Genomic DNA, 25,880 nt, shown 5'->3' on the forward strand with positions numbered 1-25,880 from the left:
GGCAATATGCTGGTAGTTAAGAAATTCGGAGGCAGTTCTGTTGCGGATAAGGAACGGATTTACAATGTTGCAAGGCGCTGCGCAGAAGAATATCAAATGGGAAATGATGTGATCGTGGTTCTTTCTGCTATGGGGGACACCACGGATGAATTGTTGGCAAAGGCAGCCGATATCAATCCCTATCCGAAGAAAAGAGAACTGGATATGCTGCTTACGACCGGAGAACAGGTGTCAGTGGCGCTTATGGCGATGGCTTTGGATTTCCTGCATGTTCCGGCAATCTCACTGAACGCATTTCAGGTGCAGATGCATACGACATCAAGAAATGGAAATGCAAGATTTAAGAGGATCGATACGGAAAGGATCAGGCATGAGCTGGAAAACAGACGAATCGTGATCGTCACGGGATTCCAGGGCGTCAACAAATACGACGATTACACTACGCTCGGAAGAGGGGGCTCGGACACCACGGCAGTTGCTTTGGCAGCGGCGCTTCATGCGGATAAGTGTGAGATTTATACGGATGTGGAAGGCGTGTATACGGCGGATCCCCGGGTGGTGCCCAATGCCAGAAAAATCGAGGAGATTACCTACGATGAGATGCTGGAGCTTGCTACCTCGGGAGCGAAGGTACTCCATAACCGTTCGGTGGAGATGGCGAAAAAATATGGAGTGGAGCTGGTTGTCCGCTCGAGCTTAAATACGGAAGAAGGAACCGTGGTAAAGGAGGTAGTAAAAGTGGAAAAGATGTTAATTACCGGCGTTGCGGCGGATAAGAATACAGCAAGAATTTCGGTGATCGGGATTGAGGATAAGCCGGGAATCGCTTTCCGCATTTTCAATCTGCTGGCAAGACATAATATTAATGTGGATATTATCCTGCAGTCAGTGGGGCGTGAGGGAACGAAGGATATTTCCTTTACCGTGTCTCAGGACGATCTGCAGGAAGCACTTGAGGTACTTGAGGCCCGCAAGGAAGGACTTACGATCAAAGAGATCACCTACAACGAGAAGGTGTCCAAGATTTCCATCGTGGGCGCCGGAATGCTGAGCAATCCGGGTGTGGCGGCGACGATGTTTGAGTCCCTGTTCAATTCTAACATTAATATTAATATGATTTCAACTTCCGAAATTCGGATCACCGTTCTGATTGATGAGAAGGATACGGATAAGGCGCTGATTGCAGTGCACGACGGATTTGGGTTGGAAGACTAGATAGTAGATTGGTTTTGAATTAGGATGAAGGTATACCGGACTTATATTTAAGTATATCTGGCAGCAAAAAGCAGCAGTGACGACTGAATGAATCAGCCGAATCCTGCTGCTTTTCTTTAATTTACCTGAGATTCGAGAAAACCCATTACAATTTTTCTGCTGTCAGCGGGAAGGTCGCGATATTTCATGATTAGCTGTGTCTCATCATCTGTCAGATACAGGTTATGCCTGGTAGTCATATTTACAGCAGGCAGGTATGGGACATTTCCATCGTCTTCGGCGGTGATATCTGCAATATTGCGATTTACCAGCTGATCCAGAGAAATGCGGTAAATCTGAGTCAGTTTGATCAGGGAGTCCAGGTCGGGTGTGCGCTTATTATTCTCATAATTTGAGTACGCTTGTCTGGAGATACTGAGTGCAGAACTCAGATGAGTTTGCGTTAAATGGTGCATTTTCCGAAGCGTGCGCAGATTTTTCGATAATTGCATATTGGGCATCTATGTACCTCCGTTCCCAACATAGTTTCCTTCATTTCATGGAAAATGCCATATGCTTTTCCATGAAACGAATGCATTTTGTACAGCGATGCATAGCCAGTGCTTGTGAGGAAAAAATATTGCTTTACTAATCGCTCGCGCGCGGAGAATCCTAAGGACAGGATTCCTCATACTCTGCCTAAGTATAGCATTTTTTTGTCAAAAAGTGTCGATGAGCAACAAAACGAAACAGAAATGAAATATGCAACAAAATCGTTACGAAATTAACTTGCTTAAATTGCTGTTATGGTAGCGGGTGGAAAATGTGACATCTTCTCCGAACCAGGAAGGCGGTACGAAGCTGTTTGCGGCCTCCTCACTTGGAAATTCGACTTCCGCCAGGACAAGAGGCGCCAAATCACCGGAGAAAACGTCGAGTTCAATGGTGAGACCGTCTTCGTAGGGGATACAATAGCGTGTTTTGGTGATCAATCGTCCGTCAATCTTCGACAACAGATGTTGAAAAGATTCGGCGTTTAGCGGCAGATTATATTCTTCGCGTACCATAAGGCCTTTGGATTTATAAGTCAGCACATAATCGTCCCCATCCTTGCGTATCCGCACAACGGGATTCGTATTCAGATAGCCCTGCTCAATGGCGCGGCAAGGGAACTGCTCCAGATGCTCGGGGAGCGTGTCAACGAGATATTTGCGTTCGATTTCCATATTTTATAAATCTCCTTTCGATAAATGTCCTGAAAATGACCGGACGAAGCTGAGATTGTGTCTCACATATTTTACAAAATGGCCTGTCTTAACAGGAAGGAGACACTGTAGCTAGTAAAGAGTATAAGAGAAGAATCTCAGATTTACAAGCCCTTAAGCATTGCAATTTGGAAATTGGTTTGCTACAATCATATTGCATAAGCGGTATGGGAAACCGTAGGATTGCGGGAAAGTGTCAGGTATCAGGCAGGCCTGAATGAGGGCCTGTTGGACGTTCACCCGGTGAATAATATGTAAAAAAAGAAAGGATTTGAAACGATGAGTGAAGTATGTGTTTTTTTGGCTGATGGATTTGAAGAAATTGAAGGACTCACTACGGTAGACTTATTGAGACGTGCAGGAATTCAGGTAGAGACGGTTTCCATTATGGAGAAGAAAAAAGTGACCGGTTCCCACCAGATTGTGGTGAAGGCGGATAAGAAATTTGAGAAAGCAGATTTTTCAGATACGGAGATGCTCGTTCTTCCGGGAGGCCTTAGAGGGACTCAGAATCTGAAAAGGCACCAGGAACTTAGAAAATTAATATTGGATTTTTATGGCAAGGGAAAATATGTGGCAGCGATCTGTGCGGCGCCGACAATCTTGGGAGACCTTGGTCTGTTAAAAGGAAAAAAGGCGACAGTCTACCCTTCCATGGAAGACGGACTTATCGGGGCAGAAGTGGTAAAAGAGCCGGCGGTAGCGGACGGCACGATCATCACCGGGCGCGGTATGGGGGTATCGATTCCATTTGCGCTGAAGCTGATCGAAGCGTTGCGTGACCTTGAGACTGCCCAGCAGATTGCCCAGCAGATCGTTTACCGGAGTGAAGTATAATGAAGAAACGAACAGTGGTGATCGCCGTAGTCATTGGGCTTTTGGTGATTCTGGCGGCAGTGATCGGGATTCGGAGCTGTGCGGGCAGCCGGAAGGTCGATGGCGCAGGATATGTACAGGCGAATCTGGACCTCATTTTCCAGGGGGAGACTCAGGAAGCTAAGCGCTTCATAAACGCGTCTACTTCTGATCTAAAGCAGATTTATGAAAATGGGATCAATGCATTTGTAAGTAACTATTTGACGGGTGGCATCGACAGCGGGGAGGCATTTTCGGATAGTTATGGAAACTTGGTGAAGCAGATTTTCCTCACGATGAAATACCGGGTCGGCGAGGTGAAAAAGATGCAGGACGGTACCTATGAGGTGCCAGTGACCTACCGCCCGGCCAATGTGTTTTCCGTATTTATTCCGCAGCTTAAAGAGGAGTCTGACCGAATTGCGAAGAAAGCGGAAGACGGGGAGTATACGGGAAGCGACGAAGAGATTCAGTCCGCTATGCTCCAGGATTATATGAGGCAGGCCTATTCGCTTTTGGAGAGCGCATATCTTGATATGGAATACGGAGAGGAGGAGGAATTTGTCTTTACGGTCAGTGTAGTGAAAAATAATGCCCCGTCCCTGGATGAAACCGAGATAAATACCTTTATTGAGCGGATTTTAGAACTTGATAAACTATAAAAACTGTGATATAATCGTCAAATGAGTGTAATGTAGATAAGTCTGTCCGACTTTTCACATATATATATTTAGGAGGAAATGGTAATGAGTTTACAGGTTGAGAATTTAGAACACAATATGGCGAAACTTACGATCGAGGTTTCTGCCGAAGAGTTAGAAGGAGCACTCCAGAAGGCATACCAGAAACAAAAAGGCAAAATTGCCGTTCCGGGCTTCAGAAAGGGAAAAGTACCGCGTCAGTTGATCGAGAAGATGTATGGACCGGAGATTTTTTATGATGATGCAGCCAATGCATTGATCCCGGATGCATACTCCAAAGCATATGATGAGAGCGGACTTGACATCGTTTCCCAGCCGAAGATTGAGGTTACACAGATCGAGAAGGGCAAACCGTTTATTTTCACAGCAGAGGTTGCTGTAAAGCCGGAAGTGACTCTCGGCGAGTATAAGGGAATCGAAGTTGACAAGATCTCTGACGAAGTTGAAGATGCTGAAGTAGAGGCAAAGCTGGAGGAAGAGCGCGAGAAGAATGCAAGAACCATCGAAGTGACAGATCGTCCAGTAGCAGATAAAGACGAGATCGTTCTCGACTTTGAAGGTTTTGTTGACGGCGTAGCATTTGAAGGCGGAAAGGGTGAGAATTACCCGCTGACCATCGGCTCCGGATCTTTCATTCCGGGATTTGAGGATCAGCTGATCGGCGCTGAGACAGAGAAGGAAGTAGAAGTAAAGGTTACGTTCCCGGAAGACTACCATGCAGAGGAACTGAAGGGCAAAGATGCTGTATTTAAATGTATCGTACATGAGATCAAGACGAAAGAACTTCCGGAGCTTGATGATGAATTTGCATCCGAAGTTTCTGAGTTTGATACTTTAGAGGAATACAAGGCAGACGTTAAAGCCAAATTAAAAGAGAGCAAGGCAGCAGAGGGCAAGAGAAAACAGGAAGACCAGGCTGTTGAGGCTCTGATCGAGGCATCCCAGATGGATATTCCGGAGGCGATGATCGAGACACAGAGCAGACAGATGGTAGATGATTTCGCTCAGAGACTGATGCAGCAGGGACTTAATATGGAGCAGTACATGCAGTTTACCGGTATGACAGCAGAGAAGATGTTGGCTGAGATGCGCCCGCAGGCAGAGAAGAGAATCAAGACGAGACTCGTTCTGGAAGCGGTAGCAAAGGCAGAGAACATCGAGATTTCTGATGAGAAGCTGGATGCGGAGATCGCTAAGATGGCAGAGGCTTACCAGATGGAAGCTGACAAGCTGAAAGAGTACATGGGCGACAGAGAGAAAGAACAGATGAAAGAAGATATGGCAGTTCAGGAAGCAGTGACCTTCCTGGTAGAGAATGCCGTAGAGAAATAGTTGCGCAGTACAAAGTATTACGTGACGAGAACAGGTATTTGACACAGAGATTCAGGAGGCGAGTACATGAGTTTAATTCCTTATGTTGTGGAACAGACGAGCCGGGGGGAACGGTCTTACGACATTTATTCAAGACTTTTAAAAGAGAGAATTATATTTTTGGACACTGAGGTGAATGATGCATCGGCGAGTGTGATCGTTGCACAGCTTTTGTTCCTGGAGGCAGAGGACCCGGAGAAGGATATCCAGTTTTATATCAACAGCCCGGGAGGTTCCATTTCCGCAGGAATGGCAATTTATGATACCATGAATTATATTAAGTGCGACGTGTCTACCATGTGTATGGGTATGGCTGCAAGTATGGGAGCATTCCTTCTTGCAGGAGGAACCAAGGGCAAGAGACTTGCACTGCCGAATGCTGAGATCATGATCCATCAGCCGGCAGGTGGTGCACAGGGGCAGGCGACGGAGATCGAGATCACAGCAAAGCACATTTTGCAGATCCGGGAGAGAATGAACCGGATCATGGCAGCAAATACCGGTCAGCCCTATGAAGTGATTGCCGCAGATACGGAGAGAGATAACTGGAAAACGGCAGAGGAAGCGCTGGCTTACGGTCTGATTGACAAGGTTGTATCCAGCCGATAGAAAAAGGAGGGGAGTGTCCGGGATACGGGCATTCCCTTTACGAGTATATGAGGTGAGAGTATGGCAGGTAGATATGAAGAAATCGTGAGATGTTCTTTCTGCAATAAGACGCAGGGACAGGTACGCAAGATGATCGCGGGCCCGGAAGGAGTTTATATTTGCGACGAGTGTGTCGGGCTTTGCGAGGAGATTATCGATGAAGAGCTTGGATACGAAGATGAGAGCGGATTTGACGACATTAATCTGTTAAAGCCGGAAGAAATCAAGGCATTTCTTGATGAGTATGTGATTGGACAGGAGAATGCAAAGAAGGTGCTTTCGGTCGCTGTCTACAATCATTACAAGCGGATTTTGGCAGGGCGTGATCTGGGAGTGGAGCTGCAGAAGAGTAACATTCTCATGGTAGGTCCCACCGGCTGCGGAAAGACCTTTCTGGCACAGTCACTGGCGAAGATCCTGAACGTACCTTTTGCGATCGCCGATGCGACAGCTCTGACGGAGGCCGGATATGTGGGGGAGGATGTGGAGAATATCCTTCTTAAGATCATTCAGGCGGCTGACGGTGATATCGAGAGAGCCGAGCACGGTATCATTTATATTGATGAGATAGATAAGATCACAAGAAAATCAGAGAATCCTTCTATTACAAGAGATGTATCCGGAGAAGGCGTGCAGCAGGCGTTGCTCAAGATTCTGGAGGGAACCGTGGCAAATGTTCCGCCACAGGGCGGAAGAAAGCACCCTCACCAGGAACTGATCCCGATTGATACCACCAACATTCTCTTTATCTGCGGCGGTGCATTTGAGGGAATTGATAAGATTATTGAAAAGCGGATCGACAAGAAGTCGATTGGATTTGAAGCTGAGATCGCGGGCAAGCATGAGTACGATATTGACCGCCTACTGGGACAGATTCTTCCGCAGGATTTGGTGAAATTCGGACTGATTCCGGAGCTGGTAGGGCGTGTACCGATGGTTGTTTCCCTGGAATCACTGGATAAGGAAGCATTGATCCGGATTCTGACAGAGCCGAAGAATGCGATCGTGAAGCAGTATCAGAAGCTCCTTGAGCTTGACGATGTGGATCTGGAATTTGACAAGGATGCATTGGAAGCAATCGCAGAGACTTCGCTTAAGAGACGGACCGGGGCAAGAGGACTTCGGGCAATCATGGAGAATGTCATGATGGATATCATGTATCGGGCGCCGTCAGATGAAAGTTTGAAATACTGCCGTGTCACGAAGGAGGCAGTGCTTGGTAAGCAGCAGCCGGAGACGGGACAGTATGAGGTCAGGTCTGAGAGTGCTTAAAAATCTTGTCAGGGGTGCGGCTTGAGAAAGCGGGTGCGCCCCTGTTTTTATTCTTGTAAAGGCATACAATACACATACAAGGGAGAAAAGGATATGAACAGAGTGGAAAGTTTACCCATGGCAGCCCTCAGAGGAATGACGATCCTGCCAGAGATGGTTGTCCATTTTGATATTAGCAGAAAACGTTCTATAGAGGCGGTGCAGGAAGCGATGGCCGGCAATCAGCGGATCATGCTGCTTACACAGCGCGATATGGAGGTGGAGGACCCGGGCGAGGACGACCTGTATCGCGTGGGAACCATCGCTTCGATCAAGCAGATTATTAAGCTGCCCAAACAGATTCTGCGGGTCCTGGTATCCGGGGAGGAGCGGGCCAGACTGAATTTCCTGGAATTTACGGACCCTTATATGCGGGCAAATGTGACGGTCGTGGAGGAAATGGATCCGATGGCTGTTATGGGAGAATTGAACCGCGAGGCCATGGTCCGCGGACTGAAAGAGATCTATTTGGAATATGCGGCCAGAAATCCGAAGGTGACCAAGGATATGGTGAACCAGATCAGGGATATCTCCGAATTGGAGAAGCTGGTGGATCAGGTGGCTGCCAACATGCCCTTAAATTACCGGGAATTGCAGGAGATTCTGGAAGAGACGGATTTTATGAAGCGTTATGATATGCTTTCACTGAAACTGGTGAACGAAGTGCAGATCATGAATATCCGTGATGAGATTCAGATGAAAGTAAAAGAGCGGGTGGACGAGCACCAGAGGGAATATATTTTAAGAGAGCAGCTAAAGCTAATTCGGGAGGAACTGGGGGACGATACCACACTCACCGATGCAGAGGAATTTTTAGCTGCGGCGAAGGAACTGAACGCTCCTGAGGAAGTGAAGGAGAAGCTGCACAAGGAGATCGGCAGATTTAAGAATTCTATGCAGAGCCCGGCGGAATCCGGAGTCCTCAGGACGTATATTGAAACGATGTTGGAGATGCCCTGGGATAAACGGGCAGAGGACTTTACAGATTTGAAATATGCAAAGGATTTGCTGGAAGCGGAGCACTATGGGCTGGAAGAAGTAAAGGAACGGGTTCTGGAATTCCTGGCAGTCCGTGCATTGACCAAAAAGGGAGACAGCCCGATCCTGTGTCTGGTCGGCCCTCCGGGAACCGGCAAGACTTCCATTGCAAAGTCGCTGGCAAAGGCGCTGAAAAAACCATATGTACGCATTTCCTTGGGAGGAGTCCGAGATGAGGCAGAAATCCGGGGACACCGCAAGACCTATGTCGGAGCGATGCCCGGCAGAATCGCAGGTGGAATCAGGAGTGCGGGCGTTAAGAATCCTCTGATGCTGCTTGATGAGATCGATAAAGTCAGCACAGATTACAAAGGAGATACATTTTCGGCACTTTTGGAGGTGCTGGACAGCGAGCAGAACAGCAGATTCCGCGATCACTATCTGGAGGTGCCGCTCGATCTGTCGGAGGTGACGTTCGTGACGACCGCCAATACCCTGCAGACGATACCAAGACCGCTTCTGGACAGAATGGAAGTGATCGAGGTGAGCAGTTATACGGAAAACGAGAAGCTGCATATTGCCACACGGCATCTGATTCCCAAGCAGCTTGAGAGGCATGGCCTGACCAAAGAAAGGCTCAGCATCAGCAAGGGAGTCGTGTGGAAGATTGCCCGCAATTATACGAAAGAAGCGGGAGTCCGCCAGATGGAGAGAGAGATTGGAAATATCTGCCGTAAGGCGGCACGTGAAATATATGAACACGATAAGAAACGGATTCAGGTAACGGAGCGGAACCTGGAGAAATATCTGGGAAAAGAGAAGTTCACCTACCAGATGGTCAACGAAAGCGATGAGGTAGGCATCGTGCGCGGACTGGCCTGGACGAGTGTCGGCGGCGATACGCTTCAGATCGAGGTGAATGTGATGCCCGGAAAAGGAGAGATCATGCTCACCGGTCAGATGGGAGATGTGATGAAGGAATCCGCTCAGACCGGAATCAGCTATATCCGCTCGATCAGCCGCGAATATCAGGTAGAGGATACATTCTTTGAAGAACATGACCTGCATATCCACATTCCGGAAGGCGCAGTTCCGAAGGACGGTCCATCTGCGGGAATCACCATGGCGACCGCCATGCTTTCCGCAATCATCGGAAGAAAGGTGCGTGCGGACCTGGCGATGACGGGAGAAATCACACTAAGAGGAAGAGTCCTTCCTATCGGAGGCCTGAAAGAAAAACTCCTGGCGGCCAAAAATGCCGGAATCCGAACAGTTCTGGTGCCGAAAGAAAATGAGAAAGATGTAGAAGAACTGTCTGTAGAGATCACGAAAGGACTGGAAATTATTCCTGTGAGCCAGATGCAGGAAGTTCTAAAGCAGGCTCTCGTGGAGGAAAACAAATGATATTCATGCGATGACCACGATGGTCAGATACAGTAAAAACAGCAAAACTGTAAGAGCCACGTGAGAAGCTAAAAGTGAAATTTGTCAGCCGGAAAGGGAAGAAAATGGTAATCAAGAATGTAAATTTAGAGACGGTATGTGGAATCACCAGCAAATTACCGGATAACGCGCTCCCGGAGATTGCATTTGCCGGGAAATCCAATGTAGGGAAATCTTCTCTGATCAACGCGCTCATGAACCGGAAATCCTACGCGAGGATTTCCGCAACCCCGGGAAAAACCCAGACAATCAACTTCTACAATATCAACGACGCCATGTACTTAGTCGATCTCCCGGGATACGGCTACGCCAAAGTATCCGAAAAAGAAAAAGCCCAATGGGGCAAACTGATCGAACGATACCTCCATGGCTCCAAACAGCTAAAAGCAGTCTTTTTGCTGATTGATATACGGCACGACCCCTCAGCAAACGACAAAATGATGTATGACTGGGTCATAAACCAGGGCTACGAACCCATTATCATTGCAACAAAGCTGGACAAGATCAAACGAAGCCAGGTGCAAAAACACATAAAAATGGTCAAAGAAGGTCTGAACCTGATCCCCGGAACCAAAGTAATCCCCTTCTCCGCCGAGACAAAACAAGGCCGGGAAGAAATATGGGAGCTGGTAGATGAATTGATTGGGTATGACATATAATTAAATCAGAGCGAGAACAATGGGGCGCAAAAACAAAAATGGACCAGGGCACAAGTTGGTATATCCGTTATGGTTCAGCAAAAGTGCCAAGGTAGAAATTGAAAAATTGCGTTGATTGTAAAGAGACGCTTTGTGTGATATGATAGGGGTAACAGAAAAGCTTTTTTTGTTATCTGGGATTAGAAAAAAGAAGGCTGGTGAGGGTATAGAATATGGCAGAATTGGATTTTGAAAGAAAACACGCAGAAGATTTGCAGAGACTGCGGGGATTCCGCCTTCTGGATGATGATTTTATGAGTAAAGTCTTTGAGGATAAAGCGTGTTCACAGTTTTTATTGCAGGTTATTTTGGACGAAAAGGATTTAAGTGTCCAAAAAGTGCACGTACAACATGATGTGAAGAATTTGCAGGGACGATCCCTCCGTCTGGATATTATAGCAATTGATGGAAACGGACGGGTGTATAATATTGAAATCCAAAGAAGTGATAAGGGGGCCAGTATTAAGAGGGCCAGATATAACAGCAGTTTGCTAGATGCAAATGTAACGGAGCCGGGTGCTGATTATGAGAACCTCGCAGAGACGTATGTTATTTTTATTACAGAGAATGATGTACTGAAAGCGGGCTTGCCCATTTATCACATTGACCGGACAATTAAAGAAACTGGCGTAATGTTTGAGGATGAAGCACATATCATATATGTAAATTCCCAGATAAAAGGTGAAACAGAACTTGGTAAATTGATGCATGATTTCTCCTGCACGGATGCGAAAGATATGCATTATAAAATTTTAGCTGATCGTGTACGTTATTTTAAAGAAGATGCGAAAGGAGTGGAAGCTATGTGTAGAGCTATGGAGGAAATGAGAAAAGAAACCGCTGCTGAACAAAATATCCTTACATTATTAGGGGCTATTAAGAATTTAATGAAGAATCTTGGATTGTCAGCAGAACAGGCAATGACTGCTCTGGGAGTATCAGATGCTGAGAGAGGTATTCTTTCTAAAAGAATCTAACAAATAATAAACAATAGAAGAAGGCTAGTTCAAAGAGTAAAAATTTTTAAAAGATTCGTAAATAAGTTATATAGCCGGGAACGTTGCTGCCGTCTCTGACATCCCGCTCCCGGCGGTCTCTAACCTATCAAAATCTCACTACATAATCTCCCTAAACAACCCCTTCAGATCTTCCACAGAAGCATCCTTCGGATTCCCCGGTGCACAAGCGTCAGCATAAGCAGAATCAGCGAGGAACTGCAGATCCTCTTCCTTAATCGCTTCCAACTTAGCCGGAATTCCCACATCCTCAGAAAGCTGGCGCACTGCCGCTATTGCAGCTTTTCTGTACTCTTCCTGCGTCATATCGTCTACACCTTTTACGCCCATTGCTCTTGCGATTTCACGATATTTTTCACCGGTACATTCCTGGTTGTATTCCATAACGATCGGGAGCATCATTGCACAGGCAACACCGTGCGGCGTGTCATATACAGCGCCCAGAGTGTGAGCCATGGAGTGAGCGATTCCCAGACCTACGTTGGAGAATCCCATTCCCGCGATGTACTGTCCCAGAGCCATTCCTTCGCGCCCCTCCGGAGTACCAGCCACTGCGTCACGAAGAGATCTGGAGATAATCTCGATTGCCTTTAAGTGGAACATATCAGTCATTTCCCATGCAGCTTTCGTGGTATAACCCTCGATCGCGTGGGTCAAAGCGTCCATACCGGTCGCGGCGGTAAGCCCTTTGGGCATAGAAGACATCATATCCGGGTCAACTACTGCGATGATCGGCATATCATGCGGGTCAACACATACAAATTTCCGTTTTCTTTCCACGTCCGTGATGACATAGTTGATGGTAACCTCAGCAGCGGTTCCGGCGGTGGTGGGAACTGCGATGATCGGTACACACGGTTTTTTGGTAGGAGCAACGCCCTCAAGACTTCTCACATCTTCAAATTCCGGATTCGCTATGATGATGCCAATTGCTTTAGCAGTGTCCATGGAAGAGCCTCCGCCAATCGCTACGATATAGTCCGCACCGGAATCTTTGAAAGCCTGTACGCCATGCTGTACATTTTCAATGGTAGGATTTGCCTTGATGTCAGAATAAATCTGGTAAGCAAGCCCTTCTTTGTCAAGAATATCGGTTACTTTAGAAGTAACGTGGAACTTGATCAGATCCGGGTCGGAGCATACGAATGCTTTCTGAAATCCGTGCGCTTTCGCCTCATTTGCAATCTCAGCGATTGCGCCTGCGCCATGATAAGAAGTTTCGTTGAGCATAATTCTGTTTGCCATTGTTTTAATCTCCTTTTCTATCATTATTTTGATATGATGCCGGAATTCCAAAGGCATGTCTGTATGGTGAAGATGGTTTGGAATTCATAAAACATAAGAAATAGTCCCATCGGAGTGGGAGGCTTAAGTTTCTGGCAAGATACTAATATTATATTAGCAAAAATATACAAAAAATAAAAGAGATATGGATAAAAAATAGAAAAATATTCCAAATACCATAGTGAGATAAACGTCTGGGAAAGTAAAATATGCTGGTTAATATAGCACGCAGGAGTCAGTTATACGACAAACAGACTCCTGGTCATGAAACGTAGCAAATAAATATTCGCGGCTATTTTAATAACTGTCTCTTTCTATACAGATAATACGGTGCCAGCAACAAAAGAGAAGCGCACCAGGTCATAGGATAACTGAGCAAAATCGTAGAAATCTCATGCCGCAACGGTGTGACAATCAGAATCCACGGAAGGCGCACGAAGCAAATCCCACTTAAGATAATCAAAGTCGGAATCAGCACATCTCCCATACCCCGTAGGGCACCCGACAAAATTTCCAAAAATACGTATACAATATAACTGGGCAGAATATAGACCAGCATATAAACTCCGATTTCTATGACATTTGCATCGGTAGTAAAAATGTGGTATAAAGGGCGGCAGAAAATGACAAGAAAAGTCAATAAAATGCCGCAAATACCAAAGGCCATCCCCAGACAGATTCGAACACTGCGGTACACCCTCTTGTAGAGTCTGGCACCGTAATTCTGCCCGGAAAATGTGGTGATCGCGATGCCGAAGGCCCCGCAGATGGTCCAGAACAGCGCGTCCAATTTTCCAAAAGCTGCCCACGCGGCGGCCGTGTCGGTTCCGAACTGATTGACTGCCGTCTGGATAATAATGTTCGAAATACTGTACATACATGACTGAAGCCCGCCGGGAAGTCCGATGCGGAATTCCGCCTTCAATTTCACAAAGTCTATGCGGATGCAGCGCAGTTTTAATTTCAGAATATCATAGTTCTTCGTCAGGGCAAGGGTGACCAGGACAGCGCTGACTGTCTGGGCAATCACGGTAGCGATCGCAGCCCCGGCAATGCCCATGTGGAAGAAAAGCACGGTGACGATATCAAGGACAATATTTAAAAAGCAGCATATGATCAGGTAGATCAGCGGCCGGCGGGAATCTCCGACTGCCCGCATGATACTGGAGCCGATGTTATAGATCAGCATGGCGGGCATTCCCAGAAAATAGATTCTGAGATAAATGACTGAATCAGCCAGTACATCGGCCGGAGTATTGGTGATCCGCAAAAGCCAGGGAGTCAAAAGCCAGCCTGCCGCCGCAAAAATGATACTTAAAATGATGGAAAATGCATAAGCCGTGTGAAGGCTGCTATGTAAATTCCTCTCGTCCTTTGCTCCGAAATACTGGGAAATGATAACGGTCGCACCGGAAGAAAGTCCTGTAAAAAAGCCGATCACCAGTCCGGCAAGTACCGCCGCCGAGCCGCCCACGCTGGCCAGGGCCTGTTTCCCCACAAAACGCCCCACAATAATGGCGTCTACCGTATTATAAAGCTGCTGAAATAAAGTTCCGACCACAATCGGGAAAAAGAACACCAAAAGCTGCCGCCAGATGATGCCCTCTGTGATTTGATTTTTGGTTTCGTTTTTCATGACATACACACTCCTCGGGAAAACTATATCACAAGCGGGGAAAAAAGGAAACCGGGATTAAGAGAAATCGTTGTCGAGAGTAATTCCGTTTAGGGTTTCATATTTTGGGGAAATTCTTTATTCATATCATATTTTTGCATGTTTTCTTTGTTTTTTCCATATTTTCTTTGCTTTTACCATATCGATATTCGCATATATTTACTTGCTTATGGCATTTGTTTAGAGGCTGCTTCGCACTATAATATAATTATTCTATGGTAGCGCTCCGAGAATGATTTTCACAATATTTCCACAAAGGGAGGAAAAATAATGAGAACGAGAAAAAGAATACTTGCAGTGTTACTGGTTATGGTAATGACTGCAGCTATGGCTGTGACCGGCTGTGGGTCTGGCGATTCTGGCGATGGCAGCGCATCTGACAAAACCATTACTGTTGCATTTTGGGACAATAATCAATTGGCAGGACTTAAGGAAATTGCCGATGAATGGTCCAAGACCAGTGGTTATAAGGTTGAGTTTACAGCGCCTGACTGGGGCAGCTATTGGACTATGCTGGAAGCAGGTGTATCTGGAGGCGAAATGCCGGACGTATTTTGGATGCATTCTAATAACGCTGATAAGTACATGGCGGCGGACGTACTGCTGGATCTGAACGACTATATCGAGGAAGATGATGCGATTGATATGGACAACTATTTTAAGGGTATTGCAGATCTGTACAATATGGACGGTGTGCAATATGCCATTCCCAAGGACCATGATACTATCGCCGTTATCTACAATAAGAAAATCTTTGATAAGTACGGCGTAGGCTATCCTTCCGAGGACTGGACCTGGGAAGATTTTGCAGCAGCGGCTCAGGAGATTTCTGACAAGGGTAAGGCAGACGGCGTTTATGGCACCTACTGCAACGTATCCAGCAACCAGGATGGCTGGTATAATATCATCTATTCTTACGGCGGAGAGGTTATTACTCCGGACCGGAAAGCCTCCGGACTTGATGAACCGGCTACGATTGAGGCGATGAAGTTTGTAGCAGAAAAAATTCTTCCGGCCTGCCCGCCACCGGATTCTATGGCTTCCACGGGCGGCGACACTATGTTCCTCTCTGGGTTAGTAGGAATGATTTGCCAGGGATCATGGGCAGTCAACAACTTTTATACAGCGGATAATGCCAGTGATTATGCCTGGGCGCTGTTGCCTTATGCGGATGTGAACGGCAATGGTCAGTGTGAACCCAGTGAGCGCTGCTCTATCTACAACGGTCTGGGATGGAGTATTTCCGCACAATCGGAGAAAGCGGATGCGGCATGGTCTCTGATCTCTGCTTTTACCAGCGAGGAAGGACAGAAGAAACAGTCAGAGCTTGGTATCACTATGGCGGCCTACGAGGGCTGTTCGGATGCTTTTGCTGAAGCTTTTGACGGAATGGATATCTCACCTTTCGTAGATATTGAAGAAAAGGGAACGCTGGTTTTCCGTCCCTATTCCAAAAGCATGGCTCTTTGGGACCAGGATATATCAGACGCACTGGTCGATGTATGGTCCAATCCGGAGACGATGGAAGATACGCTGAAGCAGCTCGCTGTGCAGATGAATAAGAGAATTGCGGAGGAATAATGCGGATATAAATATGAAAAATGGCGGGAGCGTTACAACTTCCGCCATTTCAGGAAGGAGAGATTTTTTTGAAGAAAAAAATGACAAAGAAAGCCAGGATAGAGGCTGTTTGGGGGTTGTGCATGATAGCGCCGACGATCATTGGTCTGCTGGTACTGAATTATTATCCGATCTGTGAAACCGTATACCAGTCGTTTTGCAAGACAGGTGATTTCGGAAAGGGCAACGAGTTTATCGGGGTAACGAATTTTGTCAATTTGTTTCAGGATGCGGAAGTATTCAGTACATTGTTTAACGCTGCAAAATATACGGTATTTAGTCTTCCGGCAACTGTTTTCCTGTCACTGGTGCTTGCAGTGCTGATGAATCGCAAGATGATTGGCAGAAGCGCGTACCGCACGATCTTTTTCCTGCCGATGGTCTGTGCTCCTGCGGCTGTCGCTATGGTATGGAAATGGATGTTCAACCAGGATTACGGCCTGCTCAACCATATGATTGGCGCAAAGATCAACTGGGTCACAGACCCGAAGGTTGCGATGATCGCGATCGTAATCGTAGGCGTTTGGGGGGCGCTTGGCAACAATATGATTCTGCTCCTGGGCGGTCTTCAGGATATTCCGAAGGATTACTACGAAGCAGCTGCCGTTGATGGCTCTACCGGTGTACATAGCTTTTTCCATATTACCATTCCTCTGCTCAGTCCTATGCTGTTTTTCATAATCCAGACGGGTGTTATGGGTTCTCTGAACCTGTTTGACCTGCCCTTTATGATCATGGACAAGACCAGCCGGGCATGGCCGTCTGTCAAGACCATCAGCTATCTGTTTTACGAGTATGCCTTTGAGCAGTCTAACAGAGGTTACGGCGCGGCAATCGTTATGTTCCTGATCGCCATTATCGGTGTGCTCACTGTTGTTCTTCAGAAGACTGAAAAAATGTGGGTTCACTACGATTAAATAAAAAGGAGGTTCAATAACATGAATTGGAAAGCAAAGAAAAATCTGACTTCCGGTGTGATTCATATATTCCTGATTCTTGGTTCTTTGTGTATGCTGATACCGTTTGTATGGATGATTCTGACGGCGTTTAAGACCAAGACTGAATCCATTTCCGTCAATCCGTTCTATATTTTCCCGGCGCATGGCTGGCATGTTGAGAATTTCGTTGAGGTATGGAATTCTTATAATTTTGCTCTGCTGTATAAGAATACGCTGATTATGATTGCTCTGCGTGTTCTCTGTGCCTGCCTGACTGCGACAATGGCCGGGTATGCCTTTGCCAGACTGAAATTTCCATTTAAGAGGGTGTTTTTTGCTCTGATACTGATTCAGATGATGGTGCCCGGGCAGATTTATATTATTCCCCAGTATCTCATCATCTCCAAACTCCATATGATGAATACACAGTTTGCATTGGTATTTCCGGGTATAGTTACCGCTTATGGCACTTACCTGTGCAAACAGGGATATCAAAGTCTTCCTATTTCACTGGAGGAAGCAGCGGAACTGGATGGCTGCAGCATTGGACGGCGCTTCTTGTCGATCATGCTGCCGCTTACCCGATCCTCCCTGGTGTCGCTTGGAATCTTTACCGCTCTGTTTGCGTATAAGGATCTGATGTGGCCGATGATCGTATGTCCCAGGACTGAGAGCACAACGCTGACAGCGGCGCTGGCGAAACTCCAGGGACAGTTTGTAAGTAATTACCCGCAGATTATGGCCGGTGCTGTACTGGCAGTCATTCCGATGCTGATTCTTTATCTGATTTTCCAGAAACAGTTTGTGGAAGGAATTGCAACGTCGGGCGGAAAACTCTAAGAGGTGTGTTATGAATTTGTACGGAAGGTTTTTAGGAAATGATAGCACTTTTGGAAGAGTCATGACAAAATGGGGGATGGTCATTGCGATCAATATTCTCTTTGTCATAAGCTGTATTCCGTTTTTCACCATCGGTGCGGCGGCAGTGGCTATGTACTACGCTGTATTTGAGATTTTGAATTCAGAAACGCCGGTTAATCCTTTTCGGGCGTACTTTAAGGGGCTGCGAAAGCAGTTCCTTCCGGCGACGGTATCCTGGCTGGCCTTTGTGGGGGTCATCGCACTGGGCACTGTCAATCTGCAAATCTGTGAACAGGCAGGCGGTTGGATTCAATATTTGTCCACCGGCGTAATCGCAGTGTTGGTGGCATCAGTGATTGTGATGGTATATTTGCTCCCGGTTTTTGCAGTGTTTTCCGGGAAAATGACCGAGAAAATCAAGCTGTCGGTCTGTATCGCTATGTCACATCCATTGAAGATGCTCCTGATTCTGCTTTTACATGCAGTACCGCTCGTGATTGTATATGTTGATAAAGTCAACAGACCAACCTATGCGTTTATAAGTGCGTTTTTTGGATTTGGATTGCTTGCATATGTGATTGGAAAAATGCTTGTGCCGTTATTTAAGCCGTATTTCAATATAATGGAAGCCGACTGATACATCAAAAAACACATAAGCCATTAGGCTCATTACATTTATATGATAACAATTAGGAGGAAAGACAATGAGTATTCATTATGACAGTGAGCGGGGAGGTTTCATTCTGACTACCCGCAATACTACCTATCAAATGCAGATCAGCAGCCTGGGTCATCTTCTCCACCTTTACTATGGACGAAGGATGGAAGGGAGCATGGAACATCTTTACATTCCCCAGGACTGTGGATTTTCTCCCAATCCCTATGAACTCCGTTTGGAGAAGAGCTGGTCGCTGGATTTACTGCCCCAGGAATATAGCGGGGCCAGTGCGGGGGATTATCGTCTCAGTTCCCTCAATCTGGTTACTGAGGAGGGTGTCTGGGGGACAGACCTTCGCTATCTTAAGTCTGAGATACTGCCCGGAAAATACAGGGTGTCCGGTATGCCCTCGGCTTTTGACTGCGGCGATGAGGCGGAGACGCTTTCCATCACTCTGAAAGATTCTGTCAGCAGCCTGGAAGTTGAATTGCTTTATGGCGTGTACGAACAGCAGGATGTTATCACCAGGGCCGTTCGGCTGACCAACACCGGCACAACGCCTGTCCGATTGGAAAAGGCAGCTTCGGTTTGTCTGGATATCCCTTTTGGTGAGTGGGATATGATCCATTTTATCGGCAGACATACGATGGAGCGTCAGATGAAACGGATACCGCTGACAGGCGGCATCCAGACTGTAGCCTCCCGTCGCGGTACTTCAAGCCATCAGCACAATCCGTTTGTTATCATTTGTGATCCGTCCGCGACAGAGGATTTTGGAGACTGCTATGGTTTGATGCTGGTTTACTCCGGCAGTCACCGGACGGATATCGAGGTGGATCAGCGTGGCTTGTTGCGGGCAGTCTCCGGTATTCACGATGAACAGTTCTGCTGGAAACTGGAGCCGGGAGAGCATTTTGACACGCCGGAGGTACTGCTGACCTTCACCCATCAGGGACTTACCCACCTGTCGCAGACGTATCATCGATTTATAAGAAGAAACATTTGTCAGAGTAAATTTACCTATGCCCGCCGTCCGGTTCTGATCAACAACTGGGAGGCTACCTATTTTGATTTTGACGCCGGAAAAATCCTGGATATTGCGCGTCAGGCCGAAGAACTGGGGGTAGAGATGCTGGTATTGGATGATGGCTGGTTTGGTAAGCGAAATGACGATAACGCCGGACTGGGGGACTGGTTTGTCAACACATCGAAACTTCCTGACGGCCTGGAGCCGCTGATCACGCAGGTTAACGCTATGGGTCTGAAGTTTGGCCTGTGGGTAGAGCCGGAGATGGTCAATGAAGATTCCGACCTCTATCGGGCGCACCCGGACTGGGCGCTTAAGGTTCCGGGGCGCGGGCCGGCTATGAGCCGCAATCAACTGGTATTGGACTTGTCCAGAGAGGATGTGGTGGACTGGCTGTATAAAACGCTTTCCGGCTTGCTGCGCCAGTATCATATTGAGTATATCAAATGGGATATGAACCGCAGTATAGCAGACGTCTATAGCCGTCTGCTGCCTCCTGACCGGCAGGGGGAAGTCCTTCACCGGTACGTGCTGGGCCTCTATCGTCTGCTGGACCGGCTGACTACAGAATTTCCCGACGTGTTGTTTGAAGGATGCTCCGGCGGCGGAGGCCGGTTTGATGCGGCTATGCTGGCTTACTCCCCGCAAATATGGTGCAGTGATAATACGGATGCAATTGAGCGATTGTCGATTCAGTATGGCACATCCTTCGGATATCCGGTTGCCTCTATGGGGTCCCATGTCTCTGCTTGTCCCAACCATCAGACGGGGCGGAATACGCCGCTGGGGACACGGGCGGTTGTGGCAATGTCCGGCACCTTTGGGTATGAGATGGACTTGAATACACTGACGGAAGAGGAGAAGCAGCAAGTCAGAGAGCAAATTAAGCGGTTTGATGAATATTATGATTTGATTCAGAACGGCGACTATTATCGCTTGGATCACGGAAAGGAAAACCATTATTTTACTGCATGGCAGTTTGTTTCTTCTGACCGGAATGAGAGCCTGGTTAATGTTGTGATAACCTGGCCCCGCAACAATATGAATCCAATATGTCTCCGGGTGAAAGGCCTGGATCCTAAAGCTGCTTATGTAGTGGAAAGGCAGGAGGCTTTTGGCTGTGAGACAAGAACTTATCAGACCTTATCGGGAAAAAGAAAACAGCAATACTCCGGTGCTGCACTTATGTATGGCGGATATATGCTGCCTCCTATGTTCGGAGAGTATCCCAGTGTGCAGATTTATCTGAAAAAGGTGTCAGAAAGAAGGGACAGCAATGATTTTTAAACGGTTGCGCCGATGGTGGACAGCAGAAAGTCAGAAAATGGAATCTCTTTCCGTGGAACAACGGATATCCTACATATGGGATTATTATAGTTTATGGATTGTTGGTATTTTATCGGGAGTTCTGCTGTTGTCGTGGGGAATCTGGCACTATGTCACGACGAATCCTGAAAACTGGTTCTTTGCCTGCTTTGCCAATACCCATGCAGATTTAGGCGATGGCTCTGAATTTTGGGAGGACTTCGCCGATTATGCGGGATATGATCTGAACGAGAAAAATTTGGTTTTCAACGACCAGTGCTATTGCGATCCGGCCGGGAAAACTTCCGGCAACGAATACTATCAGATGCTGACCGCCTATATGGTCAGCGGCGATCTGGATGTGTTGGTTATGGAGAAAGACCGGCTGCAAGTGATCGGAGCTTCCGGGCGGCTCATGGATTTAGATGACGAACGGGTAAAGAAAATTTCCGAACAGTATAAAGAGCGCTTAATTTACTGTGAACCTTCAGATCAGGATTATGGGAAAGAGTCTGTCCCGATAGGGATCGATCTTTCCGGCAGTATCCTGACAGAAGAAAACCAGGCATATGCCGATGGGGCTGCGCTTGGGATTAACGCGATGGCATCTCACATAGATCAGATAGAGGTTTTTCTGGCATATTTATTTGAGAAGCCATAGGATAAAAGGTATGTATTGTCAACCACTATATATGTGTCGAATAGAGTGTTTATAAATGCCTTATTTGCCATATATAGTGGTTATATTTTTGGCTTCAGATGAAATATTTTACTTTACGATTCTGCCATCAGGGTCTGCCCTCTCTTATTTCCAGTTCATCTGTGTGAGTTCGGTAACTTTTTGGACTCAATCCAAATTTTTTCTTAAATGCTTTGGAAAACACAAGCTGATCCTTGTAACCTACATGATTTGAAATCTCTTTGATGGACATAGTAGTGCTGACAAGGAGATTAGCTGCCTTATGCATACGAAAATCAATAAGGAATTTTTGAACAGAAATATTGAGTTCTTTTTGAAACGCATAGTTTAGATGAGAACGGGTAATTCCGATCTTATCTGCAATATCAGATACACTGATATCCTGCATATACATTTCATTGATATAATCTATTGCAAAATTCACATATACGTTATTGCTATAATCCGTTTTTTCCTGTTTATTTTCCAGAGCAAGATGTTTGTGATGGTCAGAAAGAATGGCGAATAATTTAAGAAGAATGGATTCACGGTAAAGACCATCAGTAAAGCTTAAGGTAATATGTTCAAAAAAATCATCAAAACAGCACATATACTTTTCAAGGTCAGGTGCCGTATGAACTAAATGGCTTTTGGAAAAACCGCAATTTCTTAATATGGTGTCAGCTCCGAGTCCTCTGAAACCGACCCACACATAAGTCCAGGGGTTATTTTTGTCTGCACAGTAAACAACAGGTTCATCAGGATAAATCAAAAACATCTGTCCGGCACTGAGCGGCCATGTATTGCCATTAGCCGAATAGAATCCCCTTCCCGACAAAATGAAATGAATAATATATTCATCGCGGGTACCGGAGAAGGCATGATAGGCTTTGCAGTCTTCTTTTCCCATATGCACCGGGGTAATCTCCCTGGAGGGTTCATTTAAATCTTCCAAACATTTAAAATCAATACTGTTTGTATATTTGACGGTACGCATACTATTATCTCCTTTATATTAAAACATCATGACATGATATCAGGGTCAAAAAGTTATGTACGGCATGATTATAGCATATATTCTGCGATTTTGACATATCCATATTTTCATATATCCATTTTTTTAGGTTATGTATTTCTGGGTTATGAAAACGTATAATAGAATTGCATTACATGGAGTAAGGAGGAAGTGGCTGTGGTTGAAGGAAAGAATTTAAGGTGTCAGATTTATTGTCAAAAAGGAAGGAAAATAGATGCTGAGTTTCCGGTAAATACAGGAATATATGAAGAAGAAGGTCTTCATCTCGAATTGACTGAAAAGGTAGTAGATGGATGCCAATTTGGGGAAATCCGGCTGAATATAAAAAATGAGGCGTGTACGGAAAATGATAATCTGAGAGTGGAGAAACCAATCAGGGTGTATCTTCCTATAAAAGAACAGCCGGAAAAAATTACCGCAATGTATCTCTACAATGAATGGTGGACAAGACCTGCTTTTGTTACAAAATTTCAGGATATTCCTGAGTATACACAGGTGGCGTTTTTCAAATATAAAGATAGATTTTCATGTCTGGTGCCGATGGTTGGCAGGAAATTTAAGACATATCTGGTAAATGGAACCGAGACGGAGATCTGTCTGGAAATGACTGCCTGGCTGGGCGGGCTAAAAGATGTTGAGGAACCGCTGTATATAATGGCGGAGGCCTCCGTATTGGCGGAAGCTATATATAAGGCTTTTTCCTGGCTGGCAGAATATAAGGGGATTAGAATGAGAGAAGGCCGGAGGATTCCGGAGATGTTCCGGTATCTGGGATGGTGCAGCTGGGATGCATTTTACAGAGACATTACAGAGGACAAGGTCCGTCAGAAGGCAAACGAATTGCTTGAGAAAAAGGTTCCGGTGAAATGGATGCTGATCGATGACGGATGGCTTTCGGTACAGGATGAATTGCTTTGTGATTTTGCTCCGGATAAAGAAAAGTTTCCGGCCGGTTTCAAAAAGATGATAAAAGAAATAAAGGAAAAAGGAGAGATCAGATGGTTTGGCGTCTGGCATGCTTTGGGAGGATATTGGGGCGGCGTTGCACCGGGGAGTGAATTGGAGTTTAAAGAGAACGCTTACCTTTATAAAACCGTGAATGGAAAACTGATTCCGAGTCCCCAGACAGGAGAACAGTTTTACAGAAACTGGTATCAGAACTTAAGGCGTGAAGAGATTGATTTTGTAAAAGTGGATGGTCAGAGTGCAGTGCCTTACTATTTTGAAAACAGCCTGCCGGTAAGTGAAGCTGCAAGAGGGATAAATCAGGCTTTGGAGGGCGGCGCGTCTAATATGGACGGGGCAATTATAAACTGCATGGGAATGGCCATGGAAAATATTCTGGCAAGGCCTACTTCTGCAATTTCAAGAAACAGTGATGATTTTGTACCTGATAAAGAGGGCGGATTTGCAGAACACCTGCTGCAGAATGCATATAATGCGCTGTATCATAATGAGTTATACTGCTGCGACTGGGATATGTTCTGGACTATGCATGAAGATTGTGTGAAGCATAGTCTTCTGCGTGCAATCAGTGGAGGACCAATATATGTCAGCGATAAGATAGGGGCTACCAATCCTGATGTGTTAAAGCCATTAGTCTATGGAGATGGCAGGATTTTGATGATGGACCGTTCAGCAAAACCGACGGTGGACTGCGTTTTTTCTGATCCGATGGCAGATGGAGTGTTAAAGCTTCATAATGTAGCATCGTGGGGGAACTGCGGAAAAGGTGGAGGAATCGCCGTATATAATTTGACAGACCGGAAGCAGTCATTTACCTTCAGACCGACAGATATCCCGGATCTGGAAGTGGCTGACAGGTATTGGGTGTATGATTATTTTGAAAAGAAAGCCTTTTCTCTGGACAGGAATGAAAAATATGAGGGTAGTGTCGCGCGGGATGGTTTTGGATGGTTTGTTCTGCTCCCGCAGGGAAAAAATTGTTCTTGTCTGGGCCTTATGAATAAGTATGTAGGATTTATGGCCGTTGAAAGTATTCATGAAAATGATAAGGCAGACATCATGGTAATCAGGGAGTCAGGACCAGTAGGCTGGCTTTCTGAAAAAGAACCTCAAAAAGTAATGGTTAATGCTGTGGAAGTTACGGAAAATGTGAAAAAGGAAGATAAACTATATACGATATCATTTGCTGAGTCATCTGACAAAATGATACTTTCTATTGTCTGGTGAGATGAAAAGGTTTAGTATCAATAAAAAAAGCCCTGCCGGAAAGCGAATAAAAGCGCTTCTTACGGCAGGGCTTAATCTTGCATTGTGAACATTTTGCCTAATTACTAAAGGCGGTTTTTATCTCCCCATTCACACATGCCATCTAATATGGGAATCAGAGATTTCCCTCTTTCCGTAAGGCTGTATTCCACCTTTGGGGGAATCTGGGGATATTCTTTTCTATGTACTAATTGATCTGATTCCAATTCTTTTAAGGTGGAACTGAGCGTTTTATATGATATTCCGCCGATATATTTTTTCATTTCATTAAAGCGGACGATACCAAACTCCATAAGGGTATAAAGAATTGTCATTTTATATTTCCCGTTGATGAGGGATAATGTATAGCTGAAACCTGTCGTTTTTAAACATTCCTGTGATATGCAGCGTTCACTCATTTTACACTCTCCTTTGAGTAAGTATATAACTTTGATGTGAGTATCGCACTTAAATGTGCGTACTTGTTTCCTGTTTCATTCTCGTTATAATTATAATATCAGTAGCAGGAAAAGTCAATTCTGCATGTATTAGGAGGAATAAATCATGAGTAAAAAAATTGTAGTAATCACCGGAAGTCCCCGTAAAAATGGAAACAGCTTTGCCATGACGGACTCATTTATCAAGGCTGCCGAGGAGAAGGGACATACGGTTACCCGTTTTGATGCGGCGCTGAAAAAAGTAGGAGGATGCCATGCATGTGAAACCTGTTTTTCTACTGGGAAAGCCTGCACATTTGATGACGACTTCAATACGATCGCACCGGCTATTCTGGAAGCGGATGCTATTGTGTTCACCATGCCGGTCTACTGGTATTCAATTCCGGCACAGATCAAGGGCGTTATCGACCGTATTTTCTCTTTGGTTGTCGGCGGCAAAGATATCGCTGGCAAGGAATGTGCGCTGATCACCTGCTGTGAGGAAGAGGATATGTCGGTTATGGACGGCGTCCGTATTCCGATGGAGCGTATGTGTGCTCTGAACAAATGGAAGATGGTTGGCGAAGTTCTGATCCCTGGCGTGCTGAATGCGGGCGATATTGACAAGACAGATGGCTGCGAAAGGCAGCAGCTTTGGCCGATGTAATT

General features: G+C 46.0%; 23 protein-coding genes. 17 read left to right on the plus strand and 6 right to left on the minus strand.

Features of this window, described 5'->3' with window-relative positions:
- The first annotated feature begins 6 nt into the window (after nt 1-6).
- Nucleotides 7-1,215, plus strand: coding sequence for an aspartate kinase (locus tag ABXS75_08465; protein ID XCP86811.1), 1,209 nt, complete (start codon nt 7-9; stop codon nt 1,213-1,215).
- A gap of 116 nt (nt 1,216-1,331) precedes the next feature.
- Here the strand turns inward: ABXS75_08465 and ABXS75_08470 are convergent, their stop codons facing one another.
- Both ABXS75_08470 and ABXS75_08475 read right to left on the minus strand, forming a co-directional pair.
- A complete protein-coding gene (locus ABXS75_08470; protein XCP86812.1) occupies nt 1,332-1,715 on the minus strand; it encodes a helix-turn-helix transcriptional regulator in 384 nt (127 codons plus the stop codon).
- Nucleotides 1,716-1,970: 255 nt separating this feature from the next.
- Entirely contained in the window at nt 1,971-2,420 is a 450-nt protein-coding gene (locus ABXS75_08475) for a CYTH domain-containing protein (protein ID XCP86813.1), read from the minus strand.
- Nucleotides 2,421-2,738: 318 nt separating this feature from the next.
- On the opposite strand from ABXS75_08475, the gene ABXS75_08480 reads away from it, so the two are divergent.
- The 8 genes from ABXS75_08480 to ABXS75_08515 all read left to right on the plus strand — a co-directional run bounded on the left by ABXS75_08480 (nt 2,739) and on the right by ABXS75_08515 (nt 11,441).
- Nucleotides 2,739-3,296 carry a DJ-1 family glyoxalase III gene (locus ABXS75_08480; GenBank protein ID XCP86814.1) on the plus strand — a complete coding sequence of 186 codons (558 nt, stop codon included), beginning with the start codon at nt 2,739-2,741 and terminating at the stop codon, nt 3,294-3,296.
- A complete protein-coding gene (locus ABXS75_08485; protein ID XCP86815.1) occupies nt 3,296-3,976 on the plus strand; it encodes a hypothetical protein in 681 nt (226 codons plus the stop codon). Before ABXS75_08480 ends, ABXS75_08485 begins: the two co-directional genes overlap by 1 nt.
- A gap of 84 nt (nt 3,977-4,060) precedes the next feature.
- On the plus strand, nt 4,061-5,347 hold the full coding sequence (gene tig, locus ABXS75_08490) for a trigger factor (protein ID XCP86816.1): 1,287 nt from the start codon (nt 4,061-4,063) through the stop codon (nt 5,345-5,347).
- A gap of 66 nt (nt 5,348-5,413) precedes the next feature.
- Entirely contained in the window at nt 5,414-5,995 is a 582-nt protein-coding gene (gene clpP, locus ABXS75_08495; protein ID XCP86817.1) for an ATP-dependent Clp endopeptidase proteolytic subunit ClpP, read from the plus strand.
- Between the two features lie 60 nt (nt 5,996-6,055).
- Complete coding sequence (gene clpX, locus ABXS75_08500) at nt 6,056-7,306, plus strand: ATP-dependent Clp protease ATP-binding subunit ClpX (protein ID XCP86818.1); 1,251 nt, start codon at nt 6,056-6,058, stop codon at nt 7,304-7,306.
- 93 nt (nt 7,307-7,399) lie between these two features.
- A complete protein-coding gene (gene lon / locus ABXS75_08505; protein XCP86819.1) occupies nt 7,400-9,727 on the plus strand; it encodes an endopeptidase La in 2,328 nt (775 codons plus the stop codon).
- A 104-nt stretch (nt 9,728-9,831) separates the two neighbouring features.
- The gene (yihA, locus tag ABXS75_08510; protein XCP87112.1) at nt 9,832-10,425 is read left to right on the plus strand and encodes a ribosome biogenesis GTP-binding protein YihA/YsxC; all 594 of its coding nucleotides are present in this window, start codon (nt 9,832-9,834) and stop codon (nt 10,423-10,425) included.
- Nucleotides 10,426-10,637: 212 nt separating this feature from the next.
- Nucleotides 10,638-11,441 (plus strand): PD-(D/E)XK nuclease family transposase, encoded by an 804-nt coding sequence (locus ABXS75_08515; protein ID XCP86820.1) that lies wholly within the window; start codon nt 10,638-10,640, stop codon nt 11,439-11,441.
- A gap of 138 nt (nt 11,442-11,579) precedes the next feature.
- On the opposite strand, the gene fucO is transcribed toward ABXS75_08515, so the two are convergent.
- Both fucO and ABXS75_08525 read right to left on the minus strand, forming a co-directional pair.
- Nucleotides 11,580-12,725, minus strand: coding sequence for a lactaldehyde reductase (gene fucO / locus ABXS75_08520; protein ID XCP86821.1), 1,146 nt, complete (start codon nt 12,723-12,725; stop codon nt 11,580-11,582).
- 331 nt (nt 12,726-13,056) lie between these two features.
- Nucleotides 13,057-14,400 (minus strand): MATE family efflux transporter, encoded by a 1,344-nt coding sequence (locus ABXS75_08525; protein XCP86822.1) that lies wholly within the window; start codon nt 14,398-14,400, stop codon nt 13,057-13,059.
- A gap of 309 nt (nt 14,401-14,709) precedes the next feature.
- Here ABXS75_08525 and ABXS75_08530 point away from each other — a divergent pair, with 309 nt between their 5' ends.
- The 6 genes from ABXS75_08530 to ABXS75_08555 all read left to right on the plus strand — a co-directional run bounded on the left by ABXS75_08530 (nt 14,710) and on the right by ABXS75_08555 (nt 21,509).
- On the plus strand, nt 14,710-16,020 hold the full coding sequence (locus ABXS75_08530; GenBank protein XCP86823.1) for a sugar ABC transporter substrate-binding protein: 1,311 nt from the start codon (nt 14,710-14,712) through the stop codon (nt 16,018-16,020).
- 68 nt (nt 16,021-16,088) lie between these two features.
- Nucleotides 16,089-16,976: a sugar ABC transporter permease gene (locus tag ABXS75_08535; protein XCP86824.1), complete on the plus strand. Its 888-nt coding sequence runs from the start codon at nt 16,089-16,091 to the stop codon at nt 16,974-16,976.
- Between the two features lie 21 nt (nt 16,977-16,997).
- Nucleotides 16,998-17,837 (plus strand): carbohydrate ABC transporter permease, encoded by an 840-nt coding sequence (locus tag ABXS75_08540; protein ID XCP86825.1) that lies wholly within the window; start codon nt 16,998-17,000, stop codon nt 17,835-17,837.
- A 10-nt stretch (nt 17,838-17,847) separates the two neighbouring features.
- On the plus strand, nt 17,848-18,495 hold the full coding sequence (locus tag ABXS75_08545) for a DUF624 domain-containing protein (GenBank protein XCP86826.1): 648 nt from the start codon (nt 17,848-17,850) through the stop codon (nt 18,493-18,495).
- A 67-nt stretch (nt 18,496-18,562) separates the two neighbouring features.
- Nucleotides 18,563-20,830, plus strand: coding sequence for an alpha-galactosidase (locus ABXS75_08550; GenBank protein ID XCP86827.1), 2,268 nt, complete (start codon nt 18,563-18,565; stop codon nt 20,828-20,830).
- Nucleotides 20,820-21,509, plus strand: coding sequence for a hypothetical protein (locus tag ABXS75_08555; GenBank protein XCP86828.1), 690 nt, complete (start codon nt 20,820-20,822; stop codon nt 21,507-21,509). The genes ABXS75_08550 and ABXS75_08555 overlap by 11 nt, the downstream gene beginning before the upstream one ends.
- A 127-nt stretch (nt 21,510-21,636) precedes the next feature.
- On the opposite strand, the gene ABXS75_08560 is transcribed toward ABXS75_08555, so the two are convergent.
- On the minus strand, nt 21,637-22,524 hold the full coding sequence (locus tag ABXS75_08560) for an AraC family transcriptional regulator (protein XCP86829.1): 888 nt from the start codon (nt 22,522-22,524) through the stop codon (nt 21,637-21,639).
- Between the two features lie 195 nt (nt 22,525-22,719).
- Here ABXS75_08560 and ABXS75_08565 point away from each other — a divergent pair, with 195 nt between their 5' ends.
- Nucleotides 22,720-24,756, plus strand: a complete 2,037-nt coding sequence (locus ABXS75_08565; GenBank protein ID XCP86830.1) for a Sip1-related alpha-galactosidase — start codon at nt 22,720-22,722, stop codon at nt 24,754-24,756.
- Between the two features lie 104 nt (nt 24,757-24,860).
- On the opposite strand, the gene ABXS75_08570 is transcribed toward ABXS75_08565, so the two are convergent.
- Nucleotides 24,861-25,193, minus strand: a complete 333-nt coding sequence (locus tag ABXS75_08570; protein XCP86831.1) for a helix-turn-helix domain-containing protein — start codon at nt 25,191-25,193, stop codon at nt 24,861-24,863.
- A 145-nt stretch (nt 25,194-25,338) separates the two neighbouring features.
- Between ABXS75_08570 and ABXS75_08575 the strand changes: the two genes are divergently transcribed.
- Nucleotides 25,339-25,878: a flavodoxin family protein gene (locus ABXS75_08575; protein XCP86832.1), complete on the plus strand. Its 540-nt coding sequence runs from the start codon at nt 25,339-25,341 to the stop codon at nt 25,876-25,878.
- Nucleotides 25,879-25,880: the final 2 nt, after the last annotated feature.

The sequence above is a fragment of the Roseburia hominis genome (assembly GCA_040702975.1).
GTDB classification, from domain to species: domain Bacteria; phylum Bacillota; class Clostridia; order Lachnospirales; family Lachnospiraceae; genus Allocoprococcus; species Allocoprococcus hominis_A.